Origin of the sequence: Paraglaciecola polaris LMG 21857, from assembly GCF_000315055.1 — a bacterium.
Lineage (GTDB): Bacteria > Pseudomonadota > Gammaproteobacteria > Enterobacterales > Alteromonadaceae > Paraglaciecola > Paraglaciecola polaris.
Genome location: NZ_BAER01000118.1, coordinates 35,026 through 60,525, shown reverse-complemented (window position 1 = coordinate 60,525; position 25,500 = coordinate 35,026). Strand labels below are relative to the sequence as shown.

The 25,500-nt window shown below is 45.3% G+C and carries 30 protein-coding genes; 8 read left to right on the top strand and 22 right to left on the bottom strand.

Annotated features, from left to right (window positions below; all coding sequences use genetic code 11):
- The first annotated feature begins 27 nt into the window (after positions 1 to 27).
- From GPLA_RS24135 to GPLA_RS19095, 4 genes are all read left to right on the top strand, one after another.
- Positions 28 to 438, top strand: coding sequence for a hypothetical protein (locus GPLA_RS24135; RefSeq protein ID WP_226993162.1), 411 nt, complete (start codon positions 28 to 30; stop codon positions 436 to 438).
- 221 nt (positions 439 to 659) lie between these two features.
- A complete protein-coding gene (locus GPLA_RS19105) occupies positions 660 to 1,079 on the top strand; it encodes a GFA family protein (protein ID WP_226993161.1) in 420 nt (139 codons plus the stop codon).
- 98 nt (positions 1,080 to 1,177) lie between these two features.
- A complete protein-coding gene (locus GPLA_RS19100; protein ID WP_007106641.1) occupies positions 1,178 to 1,600 on the top strand; it encodes a hypothetical protein in 423 nt (140 codons plus the stop codon).
- A gap of 27 nt (positions 1,601 to 1,627) precedes the next feature.
- On the top strand, positions 1,628 to 1,843 hold the full coding sequence (locus GPLA_RS19095) for a TIGR02450 family Trp-rich protein (RefSeq protein WP_007106640.1): 216 nt from the start codon (positions 1,628 to 1,630) through the stop codon (positions 1,841 to 1,843).
- 121 nt (positions 1,844 to 1,964) lie between these two features.
- On the opposite strand, the gene GPLA_RS19090 is transcribed toward GPLA_RS19095, so the two are convergent.
- From GPLA_RS19090 to GPLA_RS19065, 6 genes are all read right to left on the bottom strand, one after another.
- Positions 1,965 to 2,408 (bottom strand): PA2169 family four-helix-bundle protein, encoded by a 444-nt coding sequence (locus GPLA_RS19090; protein WP_007106639.1) that lies wholly within the window; start codon positions 2,406 to 2,408, stop codon positions 1,965 to 1,967.
- A gap of 449 nt (positions 2,409 to 2,857) precedes the next feature.
- Positions 2,858 to 3,886, bottom strand: a complete 1,029-nt coding sequence (locus GPLA_RS19085) for a mechanosensitive ion channel family protein (RefSeq protein ID WP_007106637.1) — start codon at positions 3,884 to 3,886, stop codon at positions 2,858 to 2,860.
- 86 nt (positions 3,887 to 3,972) lie between these two features.
- A complete protein-coding gene (locus GPLA_RS19080; protein WP_007106636.1) occupies positions 3,973 to 4,518 on the bottom strand; it encodes a CC0125/CC1285 family lipoprotein in 546 nt (181 codons plus the stop codon).
- Between the two features lie 277 nt (positions 4,519 to 4,795).
- The gene (locus GPLA_RS19075) at positions 4,796 to 6,418 is read right to left on the bottom strand and encodes a diacylglycerol kinase family protein (RefSeq protein WP_007106635.1); all 1,623 of its coding nucleotides are present in this window, start codon (positions 6,416 to 6,418) and stop codon (positions 4,796 to 4,798) included.
- Between the two features lie 111 nt (positions 6,419 to 6,529).
- On the bottom strand, positions 6,530 to 7,060 hold the full coding sequence (locus GPLA_RS19070) for a peroxiredoxin-like family protein (RefSeq protein ID WP_007106634.1): 531 nt from the start codon (positions 7,058 to 7,060) through the stop codon (positions 6,530 to 6,532).
- 65 nt (positions 7,061 to 7,125) lie between these two features.
- Positions 7,126 to 7,566 carry a hemerythrin domain-containing protein gene (locus tag GPLA_RS19065; RefSeq protein WP_007106633.1) on the bottom strand — a complete coding sequence of 147 codons (441 nt, stop codon included), beginning with the start codon at positions 7,564 to 7,566 and terminating at the stop codon, positions 7,126 to 7,128.
- 284 nt (positions 7,567 to 7,850) lie between these two features.
- Here GPLA_RS19065 and GPLA_RS19060 point away from each other — a divergent pair, with 284 nt between their 5' ends.
- Positions 7,851 to 8,252, top strand: a complete 402-nt coding sequence (locus GPLA_RS19060; RefSeq protein WP_007106632.1) for a DUF2177 family protein — start codon at positions 7,851 to 7,853, stop codon at positions 8,250 to 8,252.
- A 55-nt stretch (positions 8,253 to 8,307) separates the two neighbouring features.
- Here GPLA_RS19060 and GPLA_RS19055 read toward each other — a convergent pair whose 3' ends face one another.
- The 3 genes from GPLA_RS19055 to GPLA_RS19045 all read right to left on the bottom strand — a co-directional run bounded on the left by GPLA_RS19055 (position 8,308) and on the right by GPLA_RS19045 (position 10,438).
- Positions 8,308 to 9,231, bottom strand: a complete 924-nt coding sequence (locus tag GPLA_RS19055) for a formate/nitrite transporter family protein (protein WP_007106631.1) — start codon at positions 9,229 to 9,231, stop codon at positions 8,308 to 8,310.
- Positions 9,232 to 9,255: 24 nt separating this feature from the next.
- Positions 9,256 to 9,828: a YqaA family protein gene (locus tag GPLA_RS19050; RefSeq protein WP_007106630.1), complete on the bottom strand. Its 573-nt coding sequence runs from the start codon at positions 9,826 to 9,828 to the stop codon at positions 9,256 to 9,258.
- A gap of 352 nt (positions 9,829 to 10,180) precedes the next feature.
- A complete protein-coding gene (locus GPLA_RS19045) occupies positions 10,181 to 10,438 on the bottom strand; it encodes a hypothetical protein (RefSeq protein WP_007106629.1) in 258 nt (85 codons plus the stop codon).
- 276 nt (positions 10,439 to 10,714) lie between these two features.
- Between GPLA_RS19045 and rarD the strand changes: the two genes are divergently transcribed.
- Complete coding sequence (gene rarD, locus GPLA_RS19040) at positions 10,715 to 11,635, top strand: EamA family transporter RarD (RefSeq protein WP_083882118.1); 921 nt, start codon at positions 10,715 to 10,717, stop codon at positions 11,633 to 11,635.
- On the opposite strand, the gene GPLA_RS19035 is transcribed toward rarD, so the two are convergent.
- Together GPLA_RS19035 and uvrD are read right to left on the bottom strand one after the other, a co-directional pair.
- A complete protein-coding gene (locus GPLA_RS19035) occupies positions 11,632 to 12,885 on the bottom strand; it encodes a GGDEF domain-containing response regulator (protein ID WP_007106626.1) in 1,254 nt (417 codons plus the stop codon). The genes rarD and GPLA_RS19035 overlap by 4 nt on opposite strands.
- 85 nt (positions 12,886 to 12,970) lie before the next feature.
- A complete protein-coding gene (gene uvrD, locus GPLA_RS19030; RefSeq protein ID WP_007106625.1) occupies positions 12,971 to 15,145 on the bottom strand; it encodes a DNA helicase II in 2,175 nt (724 codons plus the stop codon).
- 146 nt (positions 15,146 to 15,291) lie between these two features.
- Between uvrD and cysE the strand changes: the two genes are divergently transcribed.
- Positions 15,292 to 16,071 (top strand): serine O-acetyltransferase, encoded by a 780-nt coding sequence (gene cysE / locus GPLA_RS19025; RefSeq protein ID WP_007106624.1) that lies wholly within the window; start codon positions 15,292 to 15,294, stop codon positions 16,069 to 16,071.
- A 44-nt stretch (positions 16,072 to 16,115) separates the two neighbouring features.
- On the opposite strand, the gene GPLA_RS19020 is transcribed toward cysE, so the two are convergent.
- From GPLA_RS19020 to GPLA_RS18990, 8 genes are all read right to left on the bottom strand, one after another.
- The gene (locus GPLA_RS19020; protein ID WP_007106623.1) at positions 16,116 to 16,829 is read right to left on the bottom strand and encodes an HAD-IA family hydrolase; all 714 of its coding nucleotides are present in this window, start codon (positions 16,827 to 16,829) and stop codon (positions 16,116 to 16,118) included.
- A gap of 32 nt (positions 16,830 to 16,861) precedes the next feature.
- On the bottom strand, positions 16,862 to 17,755 hold the full coding sequence (locus GPLA_RS19015) for a tyrosine recombinase XerC (RefSeq protein ID WP_007106622.1): 894 nt from the start codon (positions 17,753 to 17,755) through the stop codon (positions 16,862 to 16,864).
- A gap of 1 nt (position 17,756) precedes the next feature.
- Positions 17,757 to 18,455: a DUF484 family protein gene (locus tag GPLA_RS19010; RefSeq protein ID WP_007106621.1), complete on the bottom strand. Its 699-nt coding sequence runs from the start codon at positions 18,453 to 18,455 to the stop codon at positions 17,757 to 17,759.
- The gene (gene dapF, locus GPLA_RS19005) at positions 18,452 to 19,282 is read right to left on the bottom strand and encodes a diaminopimelate epimerase (RefSeq protein WP_007106620.1); all 831 of its coding nucleotides are present in this window, start codon (positions 19,280 to 19,282) and stop codon (positions 18,452 to 18,454) included. The genes GPLA_RS19010 and dapF overlap by 4 nt, the downstream gene beginning before the upstream one ends.
- 151 nt (positions 19,283 to 19,433) lie before the next feature.
- Positions 19,434 to 20,681, bottom strand: coding sequence for a diaminopimelate decarboxylase (gene lysA, locus GPLA_RS19000; RefSeq protein ID WP_007106619.1), 1,248 nt, complete (start codon positions 20,679 to 20,681; stop codon positions 19,434 to 19,436).
- Between the two features lies 1 nt (position 20,682).
- Positions 20,683 to 20,853, bottom strand: coding sequence for an LPS translocon maturation chaperone LptM (gene lptM / locus GPLA_RS23535; RefSeq protein ID WP_007106618.1), 171 nt, complete (start codon positions 20,851 to 20,853; stop codon positions 20,683 to 20,685).
- A 113-nt stretch (positions 20,854 to 20,966) separates the two neighbouring features.
- Complete coding sequence (locus GPLA_RS18995) at positions 20,967 to 22,037, bottom strand: MJ1255/VC2487 family glycosyltransferase (RefSeq protein WP_007106617.1); 1,071 nt, start codon at positions 22,035 to 22,037, stop codon at positions 20,967 to 20,969.
- Between the two features lie 12 nt (positions 22,038 to 22,049).
- Entirely contained in the window at positions 22,050 to 22,559 is a 510-nt protein-coding gene (locus GPLA_RS18990) for a phosphatase PAP2 family protein (RefSeq protein ID WP_007106616.1), read from the bottom strand.
- 203 nt (positions 22,560 to 22,762) lie between these two features.
- On the opposite strand from GPLA_RS18990, the gene rraA reads away from it, so the two are divergent.
- Positions 22,763 to 23,248, top strand: coding sequence for a ribonuclease E activity regulator RraA (rraA, locus tag GPLA_RS18985; protein ID WP_007106614.1), 486 nt, complete (start codon positions 22,763 to 22,765; stop codon positions 23,246 to 23,248).
- Between the two features lie 91 nt (positions 23,249 to 23,339).
- Here the strand turns inward: rraA and GPLA_RS18980 are convergent, their stop codons facing one another.
- From GPLA_RS18980 to fldB, 3 genes are all read right to left on the bottom strand, one after another.
- Positions 23,340 to 23,747, bottom strand: coding sequence for an ExbD/TolR family protein (locus tag GPLA_RS18980; protein WP_007106613.1), 408 nt, complete (start codon positions 23,745 to 23,747; stop codon positions 23,340 to 23,342).
- A 383-nt stretch (positions 23,748 to 24,130) separates the two neighbouring features.
- Positions 24,131 to 24,937 (bottom strand): CLCA_X family protein, encoded by an 807-nt coding sequence (locus tag GPLA_RS18975; protein WP_007106612.1) that lies wholly within the window; start codon positions 24,935 to 24,937, stop codon positions 24,131 to 24,133.
- Positions 24,934 to 25,482 carry a flavodoxin FldB gene (gene fldB, locus GPLA_RS18970; RefSeq protein WP_007106611.1) on the bottom strand — a complete coding sequence of 183 codons (549 nt, stop codon included), beginning with the start codon at positions 25,480 to 25,482 and terminating at the stop codon, positions 24,934 to 24,936. The genes GPLA_RS18975 and fldB overlap by 4 nt, the downstream gene beginning before the upstream one ends.
- Positions 25,483 to 25,500: the final 18 nt, after the last annotated feature.

Below are 25,500 nucleotides of genomic sequence, written 5' to 3'. Positions count from 1 at the left end.
CACTTATGGCCTTCGGCCACGTCATCCATGACGTACTTTCAAACCCTCGGCCAGAGGGCTCGAGTAACTTCTTTTCAACAGCTAAAAGAAGTCACCAAGAAAAGCCGCCCTCCAGCAAGCCTCTATTCCCTGTGCGTCTCGACTAACACTGGTCGTAAAAACGCGTTCCCGACGCGGCTTTCACTCAGATTGCATCCACGCAATCTACCCAGTGTTAACCTTCGATGCTCGGAGTTTCTTGAGTCGGGGAAAGACAAGGGCAGCGACTTTGTCGCCAAGGTATGGCTGTGCTTGTCTATGGTCGTTGATCATACTCGCTCTATACTGGCTGGGGAGCTATCCCAAGGCATGTTATTTGATATTGGATATGACGAGAAACTTGCTCCTTGTTCAGCGATGCCAGAAGTTAAATTACCAAACGGGAGTCAAGCTGGGTGACAGTGATAATAGGGCATTAAGCGTTATTTGGGCCATACTTCAAGCTGCTGAAATCTTACTGTTGTGTTGCTGTCAATTGCTGGGCCTTATCCCTGTGTTTATATGACAGAGCCTTAGTCAAGGTGATAAAAATGAGCGTCAACGGAGGTAAAAAGATGATTCTTTGGTTTAACTCTTCTATGGATAATTCCCTCATAAAATACTGATCTTGGGTATAACGAATGCAAAGGGGTGTGTTGATGATTACTGGCGGTTGTTTTTGTGGTGATATCACTTATGAGTTTGACGGAGCGTTGCGAGATGCGCGTTCTTGTCATTGTTCTCGCTGTCGTAAGGCGTTTAGTGCCCAAGCTTCGGCTTATGCGTTAGTCGATGCGAATACTTTTCGCTGGCTGTCCGGTGAGCATCTTCTTACTTCCTATTTAAATGCTGATGGTTATGGTGTGCAGTTTTGCAGTCAGTGCGGTTCGACGCTTTGTGGTGTGTTTGAGAAAACGGTTCATGGAGTAACCTTGGGGTGTGTTGATGGCGACCCAAAGGTAGAATTGGCTCGGCATATCTTTGTTGGGTCAAAAGCGTCTTGGGAAACCATTGCGCAGGGTACGCCACAATATGAAGAACATGTACCCGTTACGACTTAGCATAATGCTAAGGTTGATAATCGTGGTATCTTTGTCGTCATAAAATGGGCAGCAGGGCTTGCTTGGTGCTCGACGATTTTCGAAAAAGGGTATGCGACATGATTAACACCAAAATATACAAAGCGGTTTATAACCTGTCTGAGAAGCTAATGGCGGCAGCTGAAAAAGAAGATAGAGTTGCGTTTGATAGGCTCTATGCTGAGCTTGAGGCTGTATGTGCCGAGCATGAAAACACCCCTAAAGATCACCCGGAGCAGTGGGAAACTTTGGCTGACTTCACCGAAGATTTAGCTGATGCTGTGGTGGTTTATCAAAAAGCCTTAGATAAAGCGATTGCGATGAATTCCAAAGACCATATGTCTTCTATCGCGTTTTCGATGGCGAAATTACAAGTCGAACTGAATGACAAAGGGTCGGCGATTAAGAATCTTCAAGCGGCGAAAATCAGTGCTAATAAAATTGAAGATAAAGAACTTAAAACAGAAATTGATGAATTACTTGAGTCATTATTGATGGCTTAAGCCCGTTAAGTGGTAAATCGAGGCCTGATGAATCAAATTAACCCCAAAAAATTACTCAACAGTAAATGGACCGCGATAACACCTAAAAATAAAGAGAAACACTTTATCGTCACGGACATGGAGTTTGATGAGGAAGGCTTGGTGCTGTCATGTTGCATTGAGGCGATTATGTCAAAGCGGACTATTAGGCTGAACTGGCATGACTTGAAAGATACCCGCCATTGGGCCCAAGGCTGGAAGTAGCGCTACTCAGCAAAAAACACCCCATCACGTGAGTGATGGGGTGTTTTTATTTAGTACTTGTATTCAATGCCCATTATAGTCTGGGCACAGACTGTAATGGGTCATGTACCGCTGTTGTGTCTTAGCTGGTGCTTTTTTGTAGCGCACGCATTTGGTCGTGATTGCGCTTCATGTCGGTCAACACATTGTTTAGCGCCATAGTGCACGCTGCGGGTTGGTCTTCTTTTAACGCGTCACGTAAGACTGCTAATATCTTATCTTCCACTTCTTCTAACTGACTAACATAGGTGTGGTCGCTATTAGAGGTGAGCGAGCTGATGACACTGGTGTACATATTTCTGATATCGACACTCACGGCATTGTCATCTTCGTATTCGCCTTGCTGGGCAACGGCGAACGGCTGCAAAGTGGTGATGGCTGCTTGTTTGTCGCTGATCATTTTCTCGAAGACTGCTTTAACACTTTGAGAGTCGACCTTTTTGATGGCGTCTGAATAAAACTCGATGCCGCCGTTCAGCACCTTGATAATCGATGATACTTTTTCAACATGATTTGGATTAGACATAGATTACTCCTTTGTGATTAAACTTATTGTCCCGTCAGAGGCTTGCTCTGAGTTAACCTAGGTATTGCAATGGCTGTACCAATTAGCCTAGCGGCATGGAATAATCTTAATTTATTGAAATCTAAAATTAATTACATATAGAACAGTGACTTAAGGTCCCATTCTGTAAGGTTTTTTTTCAACTACAAGCGACTGAATGATATTTTGTACGGGTTTATTTTTACACCAAGTAAAGATTGCATGTGGTCTTGAATAAACTACTCGGGTAATACAGTCGGTGTGATAGGGCTGTGGTTGAGCGCGGCTCATTCGGTCCTTTTGTCACCGGAAAAGGATGGGTCAAACGAAAAAAGCACCTTAGTGACCCAAGGCGCTTATCAACTAGCATGTTGACTATCTTGTCAGCAGCGAGTTTGTTCACTGGTGGCCGCTGACTTTATCTAAACCCGTTAATCCTGTGATGGGTCCGCACTGGTAGTCGAGGGAGAGTCTGTTTTTGTCGCGCTTTGCGGATCAAAATTTGCGCTGTTGGCGCCGCTGGCCTTATTACTATTTTCGTTGCTAGTCTTATCATTACCAGCAGTTTGCTGGTTGGCTAACATGGCGTCGAGCTTTTCACCGCCTTTGGCCCCAAAGTCCAACGTACGAATGGGGAAAGGTATCAAGAAATCGGCTTCATCTAGGGTCTTTTTAATCAAGATCACCGCTTCATGGCGAGCGGCCATAAAGCCGGTATCGCCTGGGTAATCTATCCAAAACCACACCAACAAATTAATACAGCTGTCGCCAAAGCTTTCTACATAGACTGCGGTTTCTTCTTTTTTGATGACAAAATCGCACTGGTTGATTTTTTCGGTCAAAAGCTTAGATGCGGCTGCGGGGTCGTCGCCGTATGAAATGCCCACTGGAATTTCTAAGCGGCGAACACCAAGGGTGGAGTAATTGGTGAGAATATTTCTAAATAATATCTTGTTAGGTATAACTTCAATCTGACCAAAGAAGGTTTCGACTATGGTGTTACGTAAGTTGATCGCACGCACGTTACCAAACACACCTTCTGCTTGTACAACATCCCCCAGCTCGAAGGGTTTGCGGATACCCATGGCAATACCGGCGATGAGGTTTTCGGTCATATCTTGAAAGGCGAAACCAATGGCTAAGCCGACAATACCGGCCCCCGCTAATAGGGACGTGACCGTGCCGGATAGACCTAAAAATTCCAGCGCGATAAATAGTCCGGTACACATGACAATGACTTTGAAAATAGAGGTAAATAAATCGGCTATTTGCTTTGAGTCTAGCGCTCGGTGTAAACCTTTACGCAGCATTTTACTGAGTACTCGGGCGAGAACAGAAAACACTATGGTAATGAGAATTGCCACTACAAAATTTGGCAAGTGGGCGATGGTTTGCTCAAGCCAGCTTTGTAACTTGTCGTTGATCAATGAAGAAAATTCACCGAGAGCGTTAAATTCCATGATGTGATCCTAAATGTGTAAAAATGAAAAAAGCGAGTACCAAAGGTACTCGCAAAAGGGAACGCACAATCTGTGCTGCCGCTAAACTAGTTTGCTTGACGTAAATTTTCGGCAAGTTGCGCGGCATCAAATACGGTCAATGGCGTTTTAGGCTCTCCTTTGCCCATGGTGATGAGCAAGGAAGACAAGACGTTTTCTTTTACTTGCTTAGTGGTGACTTCACCACCAGCGTAATTTGGTGAGCTAGGCGTCGCACAGCCAAGCAGCCCGCAGCTCGTTTGGCCAGGTACCGGTTTCATCGTACTTGGTCCGACTCGGGTCACACCTTTGGTTTCTACGTCAGTTTCACTATCCACTATGGTGAACCAGTCGTAGCCTTGGGCAGTGGTTAACTCGGCAGCATGGAGTAGGGCAAAATCTTTGGCTTCATCTTTATCGGTATTCTTGTTGCCTTTGAACAATACGCGGTATTGATTTTCACTCAATTGGATATGGCTATAGCCGTTGGCACCTTGCTCTGAAGCGACCTGATAGTGGGTAGGTGGAACAGTTGAACAACCGAACAAGCAAAGACAGATCAAACAGAGGGTGAGGGTGGGTTTCCACAGAATGTAATCGGGTAATATGTTCATTAGCAGTGCTCTTTAAGGTCTGTTCTGAGGCTGTGTAATACAGCTTACTTAATTGTATATATTGGCTAATTCAATATTGAGGCCAACTCTGCAAGTCTTAATTTATAAGGGATAGAGGTGTAACTGTTTTTTGCCTAAGCAAAAGTTACTGCTGTAATGGTAAAAAGTGCACACCCCTGTTTGAGCAATCTGCAAAGTTTATAAATGGTAAAGGCAAGATAAAAAAAGGAAAACGTCCAGCTTTCCCTTTGGTGTCTTTAAGTTCACTACGCCAGCATTATTGCTGTGGCGCAATTAGCATAGTCAGTGAACTGGGATTTATGCGTATATCGAGGGCTTCATCTTGGTACGTTTCGCCATCAATCACATAATTAAGCGGTTGTTCGGCGTTAATTATGATCTTTTTGATACGCTGATGATGAACATTTTTATTTTCTGCATCCACGAAGACATTTGGCACTATCAGTTCTGACAGACTAAACATATGTTCGCTCATTGAGGTTTGCGGGGGGATCCAGGTAAGGTCTAATTGCCCGTCTTTGGCATCCGGCTCGCCACCTCCCTGCGCAAGTACTGTTGTGAAGGGAGCGGCATTTGCCACCACTAAGCTGCAGACTGACAGCGACTGTTGTGCCCCATCGTCTATAGTGACAAGTAGATCAAGTGAGTCATTCGTATTTACTGCTTCCCAAAGGGCTTTAATGTATGCCATTTGTCCGCCTTGGTTTTTTTCATCGCGATCAGCGCCTTCAATCATTTTCTGTTCGAACCCCACGGCTGTGACTAATAACATCAGCCGCTTGTTGCAACTAGCGGTGTCGATTTTTGTCGCTACACCACTCTCAATATGCTCACAGGCAACCTCGATAGGCATGACTTTTGAACGAGTGCCGAACAGAGCGTGGGCGAGGGCGTTCGCTGTGCCCATGGGAATAATTGCAAAATGCACATTGGTATCGACTAATACAGACGCCACTTCCGTTAGCGTGCCATCCCCACCACATGCGATTACCATACTAGCGCCTGATTCAACTGCCTGTTTGGCCAATGTTTCAGCACTGATGTCTGGCGTGGTTTCAACTATTTTAAGCTGCATGGAAGCAGACAGGCGTTGCTCAATGAACTCACGGTTCTCTGGCCATTTGCCAGCCCCAGATACTGGGTTTGCTATTAACCAAGTGGGTTCTTTGGGTGTCAGTTTGCCTTGCTCGAACACCTTACATAGCGCCCTTAATTGATGGGAATTCAGCCGTGCTGTTTCGCGTACATCTTGGATTTTAGCGATTGCTTGGCGTACGCTCATCTGAGGATTTTTACTGAGGATGTATGCCGCCATAACGAGCACAGAACGCCCACGACCAAGAGCGCAATGCACCACCACCCCACGTTTCGCACGTCTTTGGTTGTCTATCCAATTAACCGCGCTGAGTAAATCCTCCTCATTTGGGCTTTGGTGATCTAGCACCGGCACATTCAAATAAGTTAATTCTTCGGATGTGGCGGTCCAATCTAAACCGTCAAATTCTGCAGTTACATCTAGGATGGCTTTAACGTTTTGCCCTTGCAGATATTCAACGTCACTGGGGAATAATCGGCAGGCAAGATACAAATCGTCGTCTATTTTTTGGATCGCCGGCACTTTGTCATGTTTTCTTGCCCATGCATTATACAGTTGTACACCGACGAGAAAGGGAATGAATAACCAGCGCACGTAGAAGGGAATACTGCCGTCTTGTTTTTTACGAAATATGGCCGGTTTTTGAAGTAAATAGGCACTGCCCACGGCCGTTAAAGACAAACCAATCCACGCCAGCGGGATAGCCATAAACACGCTTTGGCTAAAATAGGCAAGTAACAAAGCGGCCAATGCACCACCGAGGTAATATTTTACGATAAACATGCTGGGGTTCCTTTACGATGATTTTTCTAGCGCTTGCCCTTGATCACAAAATACACATCTGCTAAACCAGCCTAGGCCTCAGGTTAGGGGCTTAGGCTGGACGATTGACGATTAAATGCTTTTGGTTCCGCGAATGGGATAATCATTTTTACGGGTGTATCCCAAGCCTGAAACCAACATTTTAAGATCAGGCCGCACAAAGGGACTGTTGGCAATTTCTAACACTTGCAGCTTGTTATCGCTGTTGATGACAAATAAACCAGGCTCTGGGAATGCATGGTCTGTTTCAGCATCGGAGGTCGGCTCAGACACATACAGGCCAAGTTGTTTCATATGCTCCATGCTTAGGCCTGCATACACTGGGAATGCGACGGACACATCATCGAGTTTTTTATTTAGCTGGTCTACTGAGTCAGCCGAAACCGCAACGATGTCGATGTTGATGTCTTCAAACTGAGTGCGCATTTCTTGTAGCGCGGTAAGATACTTGCTACATACTGGGCAGTGCTGGCCTCGGTACACGACGACCATAGTCCAATGATCTGTGGCGTTTGCTGCGACTAAGGGGACGGTTTTTCCTTTCGTGTCTTGCACTTGGATAGTCGGAAATGTGCTGCCTGGTATTAATTTTTCAATATTCATAGTTATCCTCTTGGTACAAAGTTAAATGGAAGACTGGTTAATAAATCCATTTTGCCAGCAACGCATTACGCTGATTGCTGGTCGCGCATTTCTTGGCGATAATTTGACGCCAATTGATCTTTCTGAGTTTCGTTTAACACTTTGCCTGCCATTTGGAAGAACGTTTGCTCTTCGTCATCCAAGTGATGAAGCACCAAATGCTGCAGGGATTTCATATGAACCAACCATGCGGATGAACTCATATCGGTTTTTTCTAACTTTTCGATCAGTTCATCAATCTCGTGATGCTCAGCAATAGCATGACGAGATTGATCCGCCATGTCGTCAGACTTCATCAATGGCGCATAGAAATAACGCTCTTCAGCTAAGGCGTGATTTTCCAACGCTTCTTTTAACTCGGCAAAGGCCTTTATGCGTCTGTCGCTTTTACCTGAGGTGTTGAGCAGCTCATCCATTAAATCACGTTGTACATTATGGTCTTTACGTAACGCTTCAAAAATTTTCATTTTGTCTTCCTCTTCTGGCTCACAATCGTCATATTGTCTTTAATAATGCGAACATCGTACCAATAAAGCTAGTGTGTAATTGTTTGATATACTTAAGTTTAATTAGATACATGCACGAATGTAGGGCGATTTGGTGGTAAAAATTACACGGGGGTAGTAGTTCTTTCTGCTTGCCGAGAGAAGGTATTTTGGTCGAAATAAGTAAGTTTGCGTATTAGCTTTCATCCAATACATTTTACCCGTAATAAACAATGTGCAAGGCTTGCTTGTAAGGAGAAATAACGATGAAAAACGTCATGTCGGCGTATATTGGGGGATTACTTGGTTTTCTGATACTCGATGGTCTGTGGCTTGGACTGATTGCTAAAGACAGTTACACCCAGGCGATGGCAGGCTTAATGCGCAGTGAAGTGCATATTTGGCCTTGGGTGGTATTTTACAGTCTCTATTGTTTGGCGATTGTGCAATTGGTCATTCGGCCGCAATTTTCTGCTCGTCAGGGCAAGGGGGTATTGCTAAACGGGGCCGTACTGGGCGCAGCAGCATACGGTGCATACAATATGACAAATTATGCATTGCTCGCAGACTGGCCACTGGGCATTAGTTTGCAAGACTGGGCGTGGGGAACAGTGGTGACCAGTTTTAGCAGCTATTGTGGTTGGCGTGCACAGCGTTTGGCCTCCTAGTCACGAAGGCGTAACCTAAATAAGCAGGCCACAAACGGCCTGCTGGGATGACACCTTATTTATTGAGTTTGCGAATGTGGCTGTAATTGAGTAGAGCAACAAAGACCGATCCGCCAATTGCGTTGCCCAATAGCACCACCGACAGGGCACCTATCATACTCACTAGGGCAATTCTATCTGAAGTGAAGTAACCGACCAATAGCTCAACAGAGCCCGCGATAGAGTGATGTAGCCCGCCTAAACCGATAACGAAGGTAACAATGTAAATACACAGTATCTGGCTGGTGGTTGAGTGGGTCGATAGTATGGTCCACGCGCCTAATGCCATTAACCAACCTGCTAATGTGGCACTGATCAACAAGGTAAGGGGAGAATACGACAGTATATGCTCAGCAATAATCAAATAACCGCTGCTAGCGTGTATGACTTCATCACTCATAGCCAGCAGCCCAGCGCTGAATATACCGCCTATGATATTCCCCGCGATAACAATGCCCCATAGGCGAAACATGCGAAAAATGCTGATCCGTCGATCCAAAATTGGGTAGAAAGCGGTAGCAGTGTGTTCAGTAAAAAGTTGCGTGCGGCTTAATATACACATCACAAAACCAAGGGGATAAACCAAGGCCACTAAGACACGGTTGAAGCCACTGGTTAAGTCGCCAACGATTGTAGTCATGACGCCGACCGCTAACACGGTAAAACAGATGATCATGCCCGCCGCCAGCGCTGACATAAAAAGCGACATAGCTGGACGTGCCAGTTGTTCAACCCCTTCATCTATGGCTTTTTCAAGAATATCATCTGGATGGCGAAACGTTTCATCTACACGTTTGACGATGACCGAAACATATTCTTGGCTTTCTCGGTTACGTTCTTTGGTGCGCTCCCGGGTATTTTCGCTAAACAATAGCTCCCCGGTGGAAGAAACGATTTTTGATTCATGGTCATGTTCGCCGTGCTCTAAATCGTCATTCATCATCTTCTCCTTGATATTCATAAGTTAGTGTTTCACCCACCAGATAAGCACCACCACTAAGGTGAGTACAATGGCGGTGGGAATTTTATACTTTTTAAAAATAGCTTCTGCTTGGTTACCAGCCAGTTTTACCAACAAGGCCAGCCCAAAATAGCGGATTGAGCGAGCAATTAAAGTGGCGAGTAAAAACATAAATAACGAGTACTTAGCCGCGCCTGCTGCCAGCATCGCTATCTGAAATGGAATGGGGATAATGCCCACCGACAATACGTACCAGAATCCTTGTTCTTGCATTTGTGTTTTGACGTTTTCTAGCTGCTGAGGGTCTGAAAACCAATTGGCGATTTGTGCGGCGAATTGATCAAATAGAAAGTAGCCAACCCCATAACCAATGATGGCGCCGAATACACAGCCCAAGGTAGCTAAAAACGCTAGAAACCAAATCTTTTCCCGCTTGGCTTGCATCAGGGGAATAAGGACTGCTTCAAGGGGAATAGGTACAATAATGGATTCTAAAAATGAGGCGATGACCAGTGCCATGTACATATTTTTAGATTCGATAAACTGTTTCGTTTTACGTTTTAAATAAGCGACCATGGACGTCCTGTTTTAAAAGCTTGGCGTTACGGGAAACCAAGGAGGTAAACTCAAAGTGAGCAGTGTGACTTTGCAGGATATATACCAAGGGCAGGAGCGGCAGGGTGTAATAAAAATCCCGTTAAACAATTAACTTAGAATCTATGCGCGAGGCCCTACAGAATAAAGGATACAGGGGGGATGCTGGCCGCAATTTCAACTTTAGTGACCCATTGATAGGGTTGATTCGTCTATTCCATGCACAGTGCTGATACTGTCCATCAGTCTTTTTTGACGGGCTTTTTGCAAAATTTACTGACCGGCGGCGGCAATAGTTTGTGAGCTAGGTTGCGAATATTAACTAGGCTCAGGTTTATGCAGCATTTTGCCTAGCGGCATGCTGTTTAGTGATCTGTCGCAAGGTCAGAATGCCAGATATTGTCGAAACGAAGTAAGGCACGATAAACGTCAGTATCAAATTGCCCCACAGAATAGGCGCGCGGCCTATCAATCCGTCATATTGATTGATGACGTTTAGAATTAAACCCACTACTAGGGCAGTTACTAACGAACGTCTGACTAACGCTGGATTAACCAGCTGATTCAGTAGACCTATATTTCTATTTAACAAACGCGTATTCCTCGAATCCTGCTCACAATCAAGAGACCGTCATTAGGCTATTTTCTTTTCAATGGGCTAGTTGTTAAATTGTATTTTACATTCTGGTGGTCAAAGCTTGCTACTTTCAAGTGACTAATCAGCTCGGCTGGTACGGATAATGATATAACAAAGCTGGCTATTGGCATGCTATTGCAACGATGGGGGCAGGGTTAAAACCATGCTTCGCATTGCATTTAACCCACAGTTAATTCACACTCCGGCGCTTGGCGAATAAAGGGCATCAAGATGAGTGACAAAGCAGTGAAATCGGGCGTCTTATTCGCAATAGCGGCGTATACCATGTGGGGTATAGCCCCAATGTATTTCAAGTTGTTGGGCCAAGTACCCGCAATGGAAATTTTAATGCATCGCATTATCTGGTCTGTGCTTGTATTGGTTTTGCTGGTGGTTGTGACGGGCAAGATTGACAAGGTCAAGCAAGCTATTCTCAACCCCAAGGTGATGCAGGTTCTGCTTATTTCTGGTGTGTTGCTTGCCGCTAACTGGTTTATATTCATCTGGGCAATTAATAATAACCACTTATTGGATGCCAGTTTAGGGTATTACATTAATCCTCTTTTAAACATATTTTTAGGTCGGCTCTTTTTAGGTGAACGACTCAGGCGTTTACAAAAAGTGGCGGTAGGATTAGCGTTGACAGGCGTACTGTTTTTTATTGTCAGTTACGGGCAGTTGCCTTGGGTCGCTCTCGCCTTGGCAGTCACTTTTGGTATTTATGGTCTATTACGTAAGCAGGTCGCTGTGGACTCACTGCCCGGCTTATTAGTCGAAAGCTGCTTGTTGCTACCCCCAGCGATTGTATATTGGATTTGGTTTGCAGGGGAGTACAGCAACATGCTGAGCAATGATTCTGGGTTAAACATTGCACTTATCTGCGCAGGGATCGTAACCACCGCACCTTTGTTATGTTTTACCGCTGCCGCTAAACGCATTATGTTTTCTACCTTGGGCTTTTTTCAATATATCGGCCCGAGCATCATGTTTGTGCTCGCTGCTGTGGTATACGATGAGCCGCTGGATAATAGTAAAATAGTGATGTTTGCCTTTGTATGGCTAGCCTTGGGTCTGTTTAGTTTTGATTCGCTGCGCCAATACCGCAAGGTGAGAAAGGCACTTAAACACGCACAAAGCGAACTGACCAGCTAACTGGCACGGATGGGATCGTGTTCTACACGGTTGCGTCCCGTGTTTTTTGCTTGATACAGATATTCGTCGGCCTTGCGCAGCATGCCATTAACGCCACCATGCTCCAGTGCTGTGACGCCTATACTGACAGCGCAATGGAATACTTTCCCTTCAAACTTGAACTCGATATCGGCTAAGGCCTGACGAAAGTCGTCAAAAATTTTCACCGCTGTTTGCAGGCCAATGTTGGGCATAAATACACAAAATTCCTCGCCGCCAAAACGAGCAGGGATATGCTGACTAAAGGTGCTCGACACTAATTTGGCAATTTCTCTGAGGGTATAATCACCGCAATCGTGGCCATAGGTATCGTTGATTTTTTTAAAGTGATCGATATCGATAAGGGCTAAGCACTGACAAATAGGCGCTAACTGCGTGGCGGCAGCGACGCGTTCAAAGAAGTGGCGACGATTAGGCAGGCCGGTTAAAAAGTCTGAATTAGCGGCGCGTCGAATTAGCTCAATATTCTCTATGTATTCAATGTTTTGCATAATTCTGCACAGGAACTCCTCCTGGCCGTAGGGCTGCGCTAAGTAATCGTTAGCACCGCTTTTAATAAAACGCGCAGATAAGCCGGTATCCCCGCTATCTGCTAAACCAATCACGGCAATATCCTCTTTCTTTGCTCGCTGGCGAATTTCACTGAGTATCTTGATACCACTGCTATCGGGTAAGTCGTTAGCCACTATGACCAATTTAATATGATTATAGCGGGTGAGGGATTCTAGGCCTTGTTGACCGGTCATGGCTTCGTACGTCATAAAATTATGACGACGCAATAATGAGGTAATGCGATTGCGACTGACCCGAGCGTTATCGACCACCAATACCCCTAGGCTTTTGTTTTTATGCAGACGACTGAGCAATACGCTTAAATATTCATACACTTGCTCATTTTCTTTGAGAATGTAATCAATGACGTTTTTGTTGAGGATCCCGGCTCGGGTATCGGCATCTAAAGATGCGGTGGTGACGATAGTGGGTAAAAACGACGCTAGGGTAAAATCAATCGCCTGACCGATGGGCGCATCAGGCAAGCGGTAATCGACGACTGCGCATAAAAAATCTTCCGGGGCAGAACGCGAAAAAACATGTTGCGCTGCGGTCAAGCTGGTGGCTCTGACCGGAGTTAATTGGGCCTTGAGTATTAAACTGGCAATGACGTCTAAGCTGTGTTCGTTGTCGTCAATGATCAGTACTTTTGGGCGCATAAAACGAGTTTACCTTTTAGCTAATACCAAGGGGTGGTTAACGCTATTGTTAACCACATAGTAGCCAGTTAAAAGGATAAAGCTTTTATATTTTGTCTAATTTTGCGAACGAGAGTACCAGCCACTTACTGCCTACGTCATCAAAGTTGACCTGAACGCGGGCGTGCTCACCACTGCCTTCGTAGTTGAGCACGGTACCTTCACCAAACTTACGGTGGGCAACTCGTTCACCCAATTTGAAGCCTGTTGAATCAAACGCAGTGTGGCTGGCCGAGGATTGAAAGCGGCTTTGCATGGGGCGTGAAACCGTTGCTTTGGTGCGCAGGCGCACTTCTTCAATGTATTCCGTGGGTATTTCTTTGATAAACCGTGACACTGTGTGGTATTTGTCTTGCCCGTATACTCGGCGGCTCTCGGCATAGGTGAGGTAGAGCTTTTGCATGGCGCGGGTCATTCCCACGTAACATAAGCGTCGCTCTTCTTCTATTTTACCCGGCTCATCGTTGCTCATTTGGCTAGGGAACATCCCCTCTTCTACGCCAACCAATAACACCATAGGAAATTCAAGTCCCTTGGCTGTATGTATGGTCATCATTTGCACCGCGTCTTGGTGTTTGTCTGCTTGAGCATCGCCTGCTTCAAGCGAAGCGTGGGCTAAAAAGGCAGATAGCGGCGACAAGTTCTCCGCTTCTTCTGGTGGAGAAAATTGTTTGCAGGCGGTGACCAATTCCTCTAAGTTTTCGATACGGGCTTGAGCTTTTTCGCCTTTTTCGGCTTTGTACATGGCGTATAAACCAGAATGCTTAATGACGTAGTCGGCCTGTAACTCTAACGCTTGCGATTGGGTTTCTTTTTGTAACTGCAAAACCAAATCGATAAACGCTTGCAGCGCATTTGCGGCACGCCCGGATAAACGTTTTTCACGCAATAGCTGTAAACTTGCTTGCCACATGGACAGTTCGTTTTCTTTTGCTTGTTCGCGTACTTGGGCAAGGGTTTTATCACCAATGCCCCGAGTCGGGGTATTGACCACACGCTCAAAGGCTGCGTCATCGATTTGCTGATTGATGATACGCAAGTAGCCTAACGCATCACGTATTTCCTGGCGTTCGAAGAATCGCAAGCCACCGTATATGCGATAGGCCACAGATTCTTGCAAAAGCGCTTCTTCGAGTACTCGGGACTGGGCGTTATTGCGATATAAAATCGCGCAGTCACTCAGGGCGTAACCTTGGGTTTGCCAATCTTTGATCCGTGACACCACGAAGCGCGCTTCATCGAGCTCATTAAAACCGGCATACAAAGAAATAGGCTCGCCATCGACACCTTCAGTCCACAGCTCTTTGCCGAGTCTGCCCTGATTGTTGTCTATAACGGCGTTGGCCGCTTTAAGAATATTGCCAGTAGAGCGGTAATTTTGCTCTAGACGAATGGTTTTAGCTTGGGGGTAGTCCCGTAAAAAGTGCTGAATATTCTGTACGTTAGCGCCGCGCCAGCCATAAATCGACTGATCATCGTCACCTACAATAATCATATTGTTACTTGGTGCAGCCAACAGACGTAACCATGCATATTGAATGTTGTTGGTATCTTGGAATTCGTCGACCAATATAGTGCGAAAACGATTTTGATAATGTTTAAGCAGTTCAGGGTTCTCGACCCAAAGGCGATGAGCCCGAAGCAGCAACTCGGCAAAATCTACTAGGCCAGCTCGGTCACATGTTTGCTGATAAGTTTGGTATATCTCACATAGCTTTTTCTGATTGTAATCGCCATGGGTGTCTATATTCTCAGGGCGTAAGCCTTCGTCTTTATTGCCGTTGATGTACCATTGAACATGCTTAGGAGCCCATTGCTTTTCGTCCAAGTTCATACTCTTGATCACCCGGCGAACTAAGCGATATTGATCGTCTGAATCAAGGATCTGGAAATTTTCCGGCAATTTGGCTTCGGCGTAATGTGTGCGTAGCAACCTGTGCGCAATACCGTGGAAGGTACCTATCCACATGTTGCTAAGAGCACTGCCTTGCAACTCTTCGATACGACCGCGCATTTCCTTGGCAGCTTTATTGGTAAAGGTTACTGCCAAGATACCCCAAGGTGCGATACCTTCCACTTCCATTAACCAAGCGATGCGGTGTACCAATACACGGGTTTTACCACTGCCAGCGCCTGCTAATATCAGCATATCAGCGGCGGGAGAGGCAACGGCGTCACGTTGTTTATCGTTGAGTTGTTCTAAGAGTCGAGATACATCCATGGGGAAAAAATGCTGTAGAATTATAGGCGCATTATAACAGTTATACTGTGTTTTTATACAATTAATGAATTTGTTCTTAGTCAATATTGGGCTTTAATATCACAACTGATTACACTACCGAAGAATACAAACCGAAGGTGGATACCGTGGACAACAACTTCTGGCTAACGCTTCGTGATGAAGCTCAGGTGATGGCTGAAAAAGAGCCTCTGCTCGCCACTTACGTAAACGAGTGCATTTTAAAACAAGGTGACTTCGCCGGGGCGTTGAGTTTTATCCTGTCTAATAAGCTATCGGACAAAGTGATGTCAGCTGAGGCACTACGTACTATGTTGGATCAAGCCTATTGTGACCAGCCCTTACTAGTGGAAGCTACCGTTTTTGATATTCACGCAGCCTTTGAGCGTGATCCAGCGGTGAAGTCTTACCTCACCGTTCTTTTATACTTTAAAGGTTTTCACGCCATACAGGTACACCGTTTTGCCCATATGTTGTGGTTGATGGGACGCCATGAATTGGCTTTGTTTGTGCAAAGCCGCAGCTCTGAAGTGCTGTCGGTGGATATTCATCCTGCGGCCTATATTGGTCAGGGCGTGATGTTCGACCATGCGACTGGTATCGTAGTCGGTGAAACCGCTGTCATTGAAGACAACGTTTCGATTATGCAGTCGGTCACGCTTGGTGGCACGGGCAACGAAAGTGGTGATCGCCACCCGAAAGTACGCCACGGCGTGATGATTGGCGCAGGCGCCAAAATATTAGGCAATATCGAAATTGGACCTGGTGCCAAAGTGGGTGCCGGTAGTGTGGTATTAAGCGATGTGCCTGCTCATGTTACGGTTGCCGGTGTACCAGCTAAAATCGTTGGTAAGCCAAGTTGCCAGAACCCCTGTCAGACCATGCGCCAAAACGTGTTAGAAGATTAATGCTAGTGCAGTGAGCTAAATATTTAGCGCACTGCTTCTGGTGATTACAAGTGACACAGCTCGTTAAGGTGTTGTAACTGAATATCCGGTAATACGGTGACATCTTCGTTCGTTATGCGCATCGGGCGGTTGTCAGCATACCAAGCACTCATAAACCCTGCTTTTTTTGCGCCTAACACGTCTTTTTCTAAGTTATCTCCCACATGTAAAATCGACTCACTGGGCAATTTTAGCAACTGCCTTGCAGCATCGAACATAGCGCTGCTGGGCTTCATGGGAAACGCCAGACTGGCGTGAAAGCTTTTTTGAAAATAATCCGCGATACCTATCTGTTCGAGGTTAACATTGCCGTTCGTGATCGCCACTAATGGCCAGCGTTCAGCTAAAGTGGTCAAAATAGTGGTGACTTCTTCACTTACTTGAAAATTACTGCGTTGAAAATAAAAGTAGTCAAAGGCCTCATCTACTGCATTCTTAAGAACCTGGCCGCTATGGCCAAATGCCTGCAAGCCGCTGGTCAGTACTTCACGGCGCAACAAACCCATGTCGCTATGCAAATTTGGCTGTTGTTGCAAGGTGCTGCGTTTGTGCTCGCGCCAATAGGCAGGATCGCTGCGTGAAGGATCGTCGGCGAACTGTCCGAGAAAGTCTATCAAGGCATGCTCAGCTCGCATGATGTAAGGATGGTTATCGTAAAGGGTGTCATCGAGATCGAAGGTCATGGCTTTGATTTGGCCAATTTTACGGTAATAAATCATGGATACGTTTTTATCCTCTTCAATAGGCAGGGTTATTTGCGCCGTTTAGCTCTGGGGTGCGCGGTATCATATACGCTAGCCAAATGCTGAAAGTTCAAGTGTGTATAAACCTGAGTGGTCGATAAATTTGCATGCCCTAATAACTCTTGCACGCCGCGTAAGTCGCCGCTTGATTCGAGAATATGCGTGGCAAATGAGTGGCGTAATTTATGGGGATTAATATCTTGCTCTAGATGTTGCTGCTTGGCCCATAGTTGCATGCGTTTAGCTATTTGGCGGTGACTTATTCTGCGTCTATGTTTGCTAAGAAATAATGCGGGTTCATCACCTTGTACGAGTTCACCGCGTACTTTGAGCCATTCATTAACACACCTTAATGCGGTTTTGCCAATCGGCAGAATGCGTTCTTTACTACCTTTACCCATAACACGAAGCTGGCCATCATCTTGGATGCTACGCAGATTCAGATCAGCTAACTCAGCTAAGCGCAGGCCACAGCTGTAGGTTAATTCAAGCATGGCTTTATCCCGTATTCCCAGCAATGAATCGTCCTCGAAGTCGAGCAACTGATGCATTTCGTCAACATTGAGTTGTTTGGGCAAAGGGCTGCCTTGCTTGGGGGCTTGAATGGCTTTTGCTGGATTACTAGGCAGAATGTTGTGCTCTACTAGGTAACTACAATAGCCTCTCAGTGCAGAAAGCCTAAGGGCAATGCTACGCGGGTTCAGTCCTTGACGGCGAGCATGATTAAGCACTTGCCTAACATGATCCACAGTTAACTCTGCCCAAGTGTTTATCTCTAGGGCGTCGCAAACACTGGCTAGCTGGCGTTGATAGTTTTGAATTGATTTCGAGGCAAGGTTACGTTCGTACTTTAAGTAGTAAAAGTACTTGTCTAATAAGGGTTGCAGACTTGGCTGCAGCATCTTAATAATCGAGTAATTTGGGCAACAGTATGCTTAAAAACTGCTGCAATTGGGTAATCAGCAGAGTGTCCATATCGGGGTTGAAGTGCCCGGGATCATTGCTACCAATAGCCAGAATACCTAACTCACCGTTGTTCCCTAAACGCAACAAAGCGACGGACTCAGCTTGTTGGTCGTTGAATAACAGCTTTTTTTCATGTTCGCTTAAGCGGCCGAAGAAAAAATCGTTATTCTTGAAACGCTTCTCAGCAAACAACTTACGTTGAATTTCAGGTAGCGCAAAGGCGCCTTTATAAGGCTTGAGTGCAACCGATGATAAGTTCAGCTGCTCTTGCATGATGTCTTCCAGAACATATTGTACTGAACTGATATCATTGCATTTGAGAACGCGCAGGTTTAAATCGGCGTAAATACGGTAAATGGCTTCGTTTTGCTTAGCAATACTGATCAATTGGCTTAATTTGGTGTTTAACAAGCGCACTTTCTGGCGCAACTGTTCGCTTTGGCGTTCTACCAGAGACACACTGCCCTTTTGCGCATGGGGGATCTGTATTTTCTCAAGTATGGCTGGGTGTTCAACAAAAAACTCAGGATGCAGAGTAAGATACTCCGCCACCTGTTGATCTGTTAAGCCATCCGGTGCAGCAAAGGTAGATGTGGCGTCGAGTTGACTTTTTTGCTGACCAGATGCTTCATTCATAATGTGATATTTCCATCAAAGACATGTTCCGCTGTCCCTGTCATTTTTAAGATCGAACCTGGCCCCTGCCAACGAATTTTCAAGGTTCCACCGGGTAAATCAACAGTGACGTCCTTGCTAAGTTTTTTCTGCATTTGTCCTACGGCAACCGCAGCACAAGCGCCACTGCCACAGGCGAGGGTTTCACCCACACCGCGCTCATACACACGTAGTTTTATATGACCACTGTTTAAAATTTGCATAAAGCCGATGTTCGCTCCCTCAGGGAAACGTTCATGGGCCACTAACATTTTACCTATGCCTTCTACATCGGCTGTTTCAATATCATCGACCAACAATACACAATGGGGGTTACCCATTGAAACCGCTCCGCAAAAGAAGGTGTGCTCATTTTCGCGAATAATGTAGATGTTTTCTTGCTTGTTCGCTTTGAGCGGAATTTTTGCCGGTTCGAACATGGGCTCGCCCATATTCACGGTAATTTGGCCGTCCCGCTCGTGGTAAAGCACCAATCGACCAGCTTTGGTACTGACCACTATTTTATTGCGATTAGTCAGGCCCTTCATCTTAACAAAGCGCGCAAAGCAACGAGCGCCGTTACCACATTGGGAGACTTCTGAGCCATCGGAATTAAAGATCCGATAATGGAAATCCTGCTCAGGATCGTACGGAGGTTCAACGACTAATAGCTGGTCGAAGCCGATGCCGAAGTTGCGATCTGCCAATTGGGAAATCTTTTCTTTGCTGAAAAAAACGTTTTGGGTCACGTTGTCGATCACGACAAAATCATTGCCCAAACCGTGCATCTTTGAAAACTGAACTTGCATGTTTGCCACTTACGTAAAAATCACTTAATCAGACGACTATCGCCCTTGTATCAAGTACCTATAATGATGGTTATATCATTTCAAAGCACAGCTGACTATGCATTTGCACCATAGCCTAAATGGAGATGGTGCAAAGAGATTTGCTTTAGGTTTATAGTACGCTCTCGCCGCGCCATAGATCTTCCAGCTTTTCACGTTCACGGACCACTATGACTTTGTCTTTATCGACCATGATTTCAGCGGCTCTACAGCGACTGTTATAATTCGAGGCCATCACAAATCCATATGCACCTGCGCTGCGAACGGCTAAGTAATCTCCTGCTTCGATGGCGAGCTCTCGCTCTTTACCGATAAAGTCGCCGGTTTCACAGATCGGGCCCACTACGTCATACACTGCACTGTCACGAGTCAGTGATGTGTCCAAAGGAATAATACTTTGCCAGGCTGAATATAAAGCAGGTCGAATCAAGTCATTCATAGCGGCATCAATAATTGCGAAATTCTTTTCTGCGCCCTGTTTTAAAAATTCTACTTTGCTTAGCAGCACACCCGCATTGGCCATAATCGCACGGCCGGGCTCGAAAATAAGCTGGAGGTCTTTACGGCCCTCCATGCGTTGGGTAATGGCTTGGGTATATTCATCTGGGTGTGGAGGGGTTTCATCTTTGTACGTCACACCTAGACCGCCGCCCACATCTAAATGAGATAGAATAATATCATTTGCTGCCAGTTCATCAATGAGTACCAAAAGCTTATCTAATGCGTCAACAAAGGGGGCAATTTCAGTCAACTGTGAACCGATGTGGCAGTCGATACCTTTGATAGCCAAGTTCGGTAATGAGGCTGCGTGACGATATACTTCTACGGCTTGCTCACGCTCGATACCAAACTTGTTGGCTTTTAAACCGGTCGATATATATGGATGAGTTTTGGCATCCACATCTGGATTCACACGGATTGAGATTGGCGCTATCTTGTTTTCCGCAACGGCTACCTGACTGATGCGCGCTAACTCAGCGGGTGATTCAACATTGAAACATTTAATATTATGTTTCAAGCCTAAGGCTATTTCTTCAGGGGTTTTACCCACACCGGAAAAAACTATTTTAGTCGGATCGCCACCGGCGGCTAAGACACGCAGTAACTCACCACCTGACACAATATCAAAACCGGAACCCAGTTTAGCCAGTACGCTTAATACACCTAAATTTGAGTTGGCCTTAACGGCATAACAGATCAGGTGCGGGTGGGCGCCTGCTGCTTTGTCAAATGCTAACCAGTGGCGCTCTATTGTCGCCCGAGAATAAACATAACATGGGGTTCCATGGGTTTGGGCTATGTCTTGCAGTGAGACTTCTTCTGCATATAGTTTTTCATTTTTGTAGCCAAAAAAATCCATATTACTGCTTACCTTCTTGCATATCTTGAGATGGGAGAGTGGGCGTTTGTGAAGACGTATTCTGTTGTGGTTTTTCCGGCAGGAATAAGGGCTTCTTCTGCCCGCAACCTTGCAAGGTTAGCAAAATAACAACGCTCATTAGCGTTAACAGAAATGGGGTTTTACGTCGCATCACAGGCCTCAACTGATAGTGTAGCCGCGTATGATGGCACTCCCAGCGCAAAATGCAACGTGTTAGCAGTGCTTTAAGTGTTATATTCTATATCAATTAACCCGTCGTTAACGCTAGGGAATGGGCAGTTTATCTAACTGGGTGACGACAGATTGAGGAAAGCGGACTTTGTTCCAAAGCTGTTCACATAACAGATCAACTGCTTGCCAATCGCGCTTGACTAACCAGTCTATTAAAATATCGGGGTTTTGCGGGTACTCGATACGTTCAATCGCAGGTTTGACTAACCATTCTTCCACAATTTCACTGTCTAACGTTGGCATGCTGTGTCCGAGTCCAAGTTGAACTAAGGTTTTGGCATTCGACAGTTGTTCAAACTGGCCACTAAGTGGCTTAATTAACAGTTTTTTACCAAAATGTAGGCACTCGCTGGCCAATTCAAATCCTGCGTTTGCAATGACGCCTGAGCAACGTTGCAATACTTGCCCGAAGTCCATTTTAGACGGACGACGCCAACTGATATTCCCCACTTGATGCTCTTGCTCTACTTTTGGGTGAAAACAAATAAAGTCATGTTCCGACAAGGGGTCGAGTAAAGCAGCGATATCGTCAATCTCTTCAAATGGTAAATACACTAAGTAGTTGCGTGACGGTGGTTGTTTAGTATCGTCGGCCTCAATAAAAGGCGGCATAATGGCATGCCCAAAGTGATACCAGTGCACGCCTAATTGCAGATCTGTTGGGGCGAAATAACGGGTGATCAATCTGTCGAACAAGGTACCTGGATGTTTAGGTATCGGGTGCATGAATGCTGCTTGATGACTGATAGATATCGAGGGAATGGCATTGAGTTTCGCTGCCCATGCACTGATAGGTTCGAAATCGTTAATCACCAGATCATATTCTTGGGCACGTACGGACTTAATATCACGATGTAGCTCGCGTAAATTGGCGTGTTTCAAGGTTTGATATTTACTGATCTTTCCCCCCCGCGTTGCAAAGCTTAAGCCACGGTAACTGGCGAACTCTCCGAATACTTGCATGTCGAAATATTGGTCTTTATCGCGACCGGAAAATAGATAATCTACTTGAATGTCGCTGCGTGCATTAAAGGCCTTAGCCATCACTCGGGCGCGGGTGGTGTGCCCATTGCCGGTACCTTGTACACCGTATAGTATTTTCAAAGGCGTCAACTCTTAAAGTAGGGATAGACTGAAATAGGACATGCTCAAACCAAGGGCGGCGCCTGCGAGGATATCGCTAGGATAATGAACACCCAGTAAAATCCGAGATAAGCCAATGATGCTGGCCCAGCAATAAACAAAAATCATCATCGAAGGATAAAAACTGGCGATCAAATTAGCCATTAAAAATGCAGCGGCTGTGTGGCCTGAAGGTAAACTAAATTTATCCGATGGGGTGATGTGTGCGCTGAAGTTATGCAATAAATCACAAGGACGCTGACGGCGTAGGAATTTCTTCAAAATGAGGTATACCGGCAACTCAAGACTATAGGCCAGCAGGGCGCTGTATAAAAAAAGTGCACCGTGTTCAGCTTCAAATAACCATAGTAACAGGCCCAGCAGCAGATACAGGTGACCGTCGCCGGTGCGAGACATCCAAACGATCCAGCGACAATCACGTTTAGCTGTAAGGCCGAATAACCAATGAAATAGTTGGGTGTCAGTTTGAGTAAGTGTTTTCACCGTCACACTCCTTCAACGCGCAATCAATTCAATATCCTGATGGTATTTTTGCTGTGTGAAGTTTCGGTGACAGATTAAAGAACAGTTTATGAATAAACTACTCAATGCGGTAATACCTAAAAAGCGCGATAAAAGGTTGATTAGTAGTGGCATTGCACATACCTAGCAGTATACTGATTGTAAATCGACGAAGGGGATTAACAATGGAATATAATACGTCTGCATTATGTGATTTGTTTGCCGACAGTGTTGATGTGGTCGAACCCATGTTTGTTAGCTTTGGTGGCCGCGCTTCATTTGGCGGTGAGATAACCACGATCAAATGTTTCGAGGATAAAGGTATGATCCTTAAGACTCTTGAACAACCGGGCTTGGGGAAAGTGCTACTGATTGATGGTGGTGGTTCTATGCGCCGGGCCTTGATTGATTCAACCGCTGCGCAGATTGCGTTTGATAATGGTTGGGAAGGTATTATCTGCTACGGCAGCGTGCGTGAAGTGGATGATCTGGAAGAGATCAACATAGGCGTTCATGCTATCGCATCTATTCCGGTCAGTGCTGATGATAAAGGCGTGGGCGAAGTGGACGTAGCCGTCAATTTTGGGGGTGTGACTTTCTTACCTGAAGACCATGTGTACGCTGACCGCACTGGTATTATTCTCTCCCCCGAGCCCTTAGACGTCGAATAATCAAACTCAACGCTTAGCAAATAGGTTAGTTCAGACATAAAAAACGCCATCAAATGATGGCGTTTTTAGTATTTCCTACCGTAATTTTTAGTTACTTACCAACTAGCACTGAAACGTTTGCAATACCCGCTTCTTTTGCTTGGTTGATGACTTCAACTACAATACCGTGCTTCGCTTTTGGATGAGCCTGAACAGCAGCAGAATCTGTGTTGTTTTCAGCCAAAAAGCTTTGAATGTTCGCCACGATGCGGCGAATATCTACTTCACGACTGTTCATCATGATAGTGCCATCCTGCTCAACACGAATAGCTAACGATTTAACATTCGTTTTCGGCGGCGGAGAGTTTGAGTCTTTTGGACGCAAAACATCCAGACCTTTTTCTTTTACGAAAGAGGTGGTAACAATGAAGAAAATCAACATGATGAACACGATGTCCAACATGGGGGTCATATCTATTGCTGCTTCGTCATCAGCAGAGCCGTGCTTTTTTCTTTTCATCTGTACTTGTCGCCAAATTGTTGATAATGAATTCGCCTAGTATAAAGGCACTTTTAATTGAGAGCATCCACTAATTACATAAATTTATGTAATTGTATTAACGAAAATGTATTGTTTTTCACATTCATGGTATGAAAAATAACCAATCAACGATTTACCAACTGGTGAATCTAAAGATGTGAGGGGTGCTAATTTAATAGCAAAACAAATCGCATATTCTCTTTATTGACTTATTCCCACGAGCAAACACAACAATAGTAGTGACTCAGATCGCACTGAGGATCGCCTAGATCATTATGTGGTTCGCGCACTATTTGTATCGTAGAACGATCTTTTTTGCAAACCCAGTATATTTTTTGTGCGCCTAGACCAGGCAATATTATTCAGCTTTGTACGCGCTTGTTCTCGAGTGCTTGACCCAGATGTACAAAGTAATCAAGAAAGTATCGTTGCACGTTTTGGCGATGCTGATTTTGTGGATATATACCTAACATGGCTTCTGGACTTTTCTTTGTGCCCTGAACCAGAAATGCATTGCGGATGGGATGATCCTGAATGATCGCTTCAAACGCCCGAGCCGCGAGTTCTTGAGGACGAGCAAAGTAATATAACTTCATCTCTTTATCGACTGCGGCACTGGTCAGTACGTATTGATTGGCTTCCTCTTTATCTGGGGTTAGAAAGATATGTTCAAAACAGCGACTCAATTTTATATTCAGGGGATGAGGTTGCATTTCATGATCATCGAGCCATAATTCTGAGGCAAAATTTTGCGGCTGGCTGGTCTTAAAGAGTTTGTCGCACACATAATGATCAAACGCGTGAAACCATTCATGGGCCAATGAGCCGCCACCGGCATTTTTGGCTAAGGCCAAACGTTTGGTTTGCGATTCATAATGTGCGCAACTGTGTTTGCGGCCTCCTGCACCAAAGGCCAATGATAACGTACCGTTCAAGGCAATAACTGACGCTGGAACTTGCAGAATATCCATCAGATCGCAAAAAGCGTCAAAAAATAGGTTGGCCGCTATCTGTTGTTCTTCACAGGTGACCCATTTACCGATATTGATGGTGCGGAAGCCAAATATTTTTACGATATCTTGGAAACTAACGTCAGCCCCTGCACGATGCTGATGACCATTACGGTAATAAGGGCGGTGTAGTCGGGAGTGGCCTGACTGGGGTATCACTGGGTGTCGTTGTCCATTTCAAGTAATAACTGTTCTGTCCAGCTTTCAACCCGTTGCTCGGTTTTATCGTATTGGTTTTCATCATCTAGCGAAAGGCCAACAAAGTGGCTACCGTCTTGGGTGAGGCCTTTAGATTCAGTAAACTCATAACCTTCATTGGGCCAATAACCAATGATTTTACAGCCAAGAATGACCAACTCATCATGCAACATACCAAGAGCATCTTGAAACCATTGAGCATAACCTAGTTGATCCCCTAGGCCGAATAAGGCAACGGTTTTGTCGTTCAGATTAAGTTGACTGATATCTTGCCAAGAAGACTCCCAATCTTCCTGTAGCTCACCAAAATCCCAGGTAGAAATGCCGAAAATCAATACATCAAATTGCTCAGCCTGGCTCAGGGGGACATCTTTAATATTGAAAATATCGACCACATGGGCATCAAACAGACGATTGAACGCAGTTTGAATTTTCTCTGCTGCCATTTCGGTGTAACAGGTGGTTGAACCGTAAAATAAGCCGATTCTGAAAGACGTATCTGACATGGGTACCTTTTAAAGACG

Bases quoted from the DNA above. Each gene is read 5' to 3' on its own strand.
- GPLA_RS24135 (WP_226993162.1), top strand. From the start codon at position 28: ATGACGTACTTTCAAACCCTCGGCCAGAGGGCTCGAGTAACTTCTTTT.
- GPLA_RS19105 (WP_226993161.1), top strand. From the start codon at position 660: ATGCAAAGGGGTGTGTTGATGATTACTGGCGGTTGTTTTTGTGGTGAT.
- GPLA_RS19100 (WP_007106641.1), top strand. From the start codon at position 1,178: ATGATTAACACCAAAATATACAAAGCGGTTTATAACCTGTCTGAGAAG.
- GPLA_RS19095 (WP_007106640.1), top strand. From the start codon at position 1,628: ATGAATCAAATTAACCCCAAAAAATTACTCAACAGTAAATGGACCGCG.
- GPLA_RS19090 (WP_007106639.1), bottom strand. From the start codon at position 2,408: ATGTCTAATCCAAATCATGTTGAAAAAGTATCATCGATTATCAAGGTG.
- GPLA_RS19085 (WP_007106637.1), bottom strand. From the start codon at position 3,886: ATGGAATTTAACGCTCTCGGTGAATTTTCTTCATTGATCAACGACAAG.
- GPLA_RS19080 (WP_007106636.1), bottom strand. From the start codon at position 4,518: ATGAACATATTACCCGATTACATTCTGTGGAAACCCACCCTCACCCTC.
- GPLA_RS19075 (WP_007106635.1), bottom strand. From the start codon at position 6,418: ATGTTTATCGTAAAATATTACCTCGGTGGTGCATTGGCCGCTTTGTTA.
- GPLA_RS19070 (WP_007106634.1), bottom strand. From the start codon at position 7,060: ATGAATATTGAAAAATTAATACCAGGCAGCACATTTCCGACTATCCAA.
- GPLA_RS19065 (WP_007106633.1), bottom strand. From the start codon at position 7,566: ATGAAAATTTTTGAAGCGTTACGTAAAGACCATAATGTACAACGTGAT.
- GPLA_RS19060 (WP_007106632.1), top strand. From the start codon at position 7,851: ATGAAAAACGTCATGTCGGCGTATATTGGGGGATTACTTGGTTTTCTG.
- GPLA_RS19055 (WP_007106631.1), bottom strand. From the start codon at position 9,231: ATGAATGACGATTTAGAGCACGGCGAACATGACCATGAATCAAAAATC.
- GPLA_RS19050 (WP_007106630.1), bottom strand. From the start codon at position 9,828: ATGGTCGCTTATTTAAAACGTAAAACGAAACAGTTTATCGAATCTAAA.
- rarD (WP_083882118.1), top strand. From the start codon at position 10,715: ATGAGTGACAAAGCAGTGAAATCGGGCGTCTTATTCGCAATAGCGGCG.
- GPLA_RS19035 (WP_007106626.1), bottom strand. From the start codon at position 12,885: ATGCGCCCAAAAGTACTGATCATTGACGACAACGAACACAGCTTAGAC.
- uvrD (WP_007106625.1), bottom strand. From the start codon at position 15,145: ATGGATGTATCTCGACTCTTAGAACAACTCAACGATAAACAACGTGAC.
- GPLA_RS19020 (WP_007106623.1), bottom strand. From the start codon at position 16,829: ATGATTTATTACCGTAAAATTGGCCAAATCAAAGCCATGACCTTCGAT.
- GPLA_RS19015 (WP_007106622.1), bottom strand. From the start codon at position 17,755: ATGCTGCAGCCAAGTCTGCAACCCTTATTAGACAAGTACTTTTACTAC.
- GPLA_RS19010 (WP_007106621.1), bottom strand. From the start codon at position 18,455: ATGAATGAAGCATCTGGTCAGCAAAAAAGTCAACTCGACGCCACATCT.
- dapF (WP_007106620.1), bottom strand. From the start codon at position 19,282: ATGCAAGTTCAGTTTTCAAAGATGCACGGTTTGGGCAATGATTTTGTC.
- lysA (WP_007106619.1), bottom strand. From the start codon at position 20,681: ATGGATTTTTTTGGCTACAAAAATGAAAAACTATATGCAGAAGAAGTC.
- lptM (WP_007106618.1), bottom strand. From the start codon at position 20,853: ATGCGACGTAAAACCCCATTTCTGTTAACGCTAATGAGCGTTGTTATT.
- rraA (WP_007106614.1), top strand. From the start codon at position 22,763: ATGGAATATAATACGTCTGCATTATGTGATTTGTTTGCCGACAGTGTT.
- GPLA_RS18980 (WP_007106613.1), bottom strand. From the start codon at position 23,747: ATGAAAAGAAAAAAGCACGGCTCTGCTGATGACGAAGCAGCAATAGAT.
- fldB (WP_007106611.1), bottom strand. From the start codon at position 25,482: ATGTCAGATACGTCTTTCAGAATCGGCTTATTTTACGGTTCAACCACC.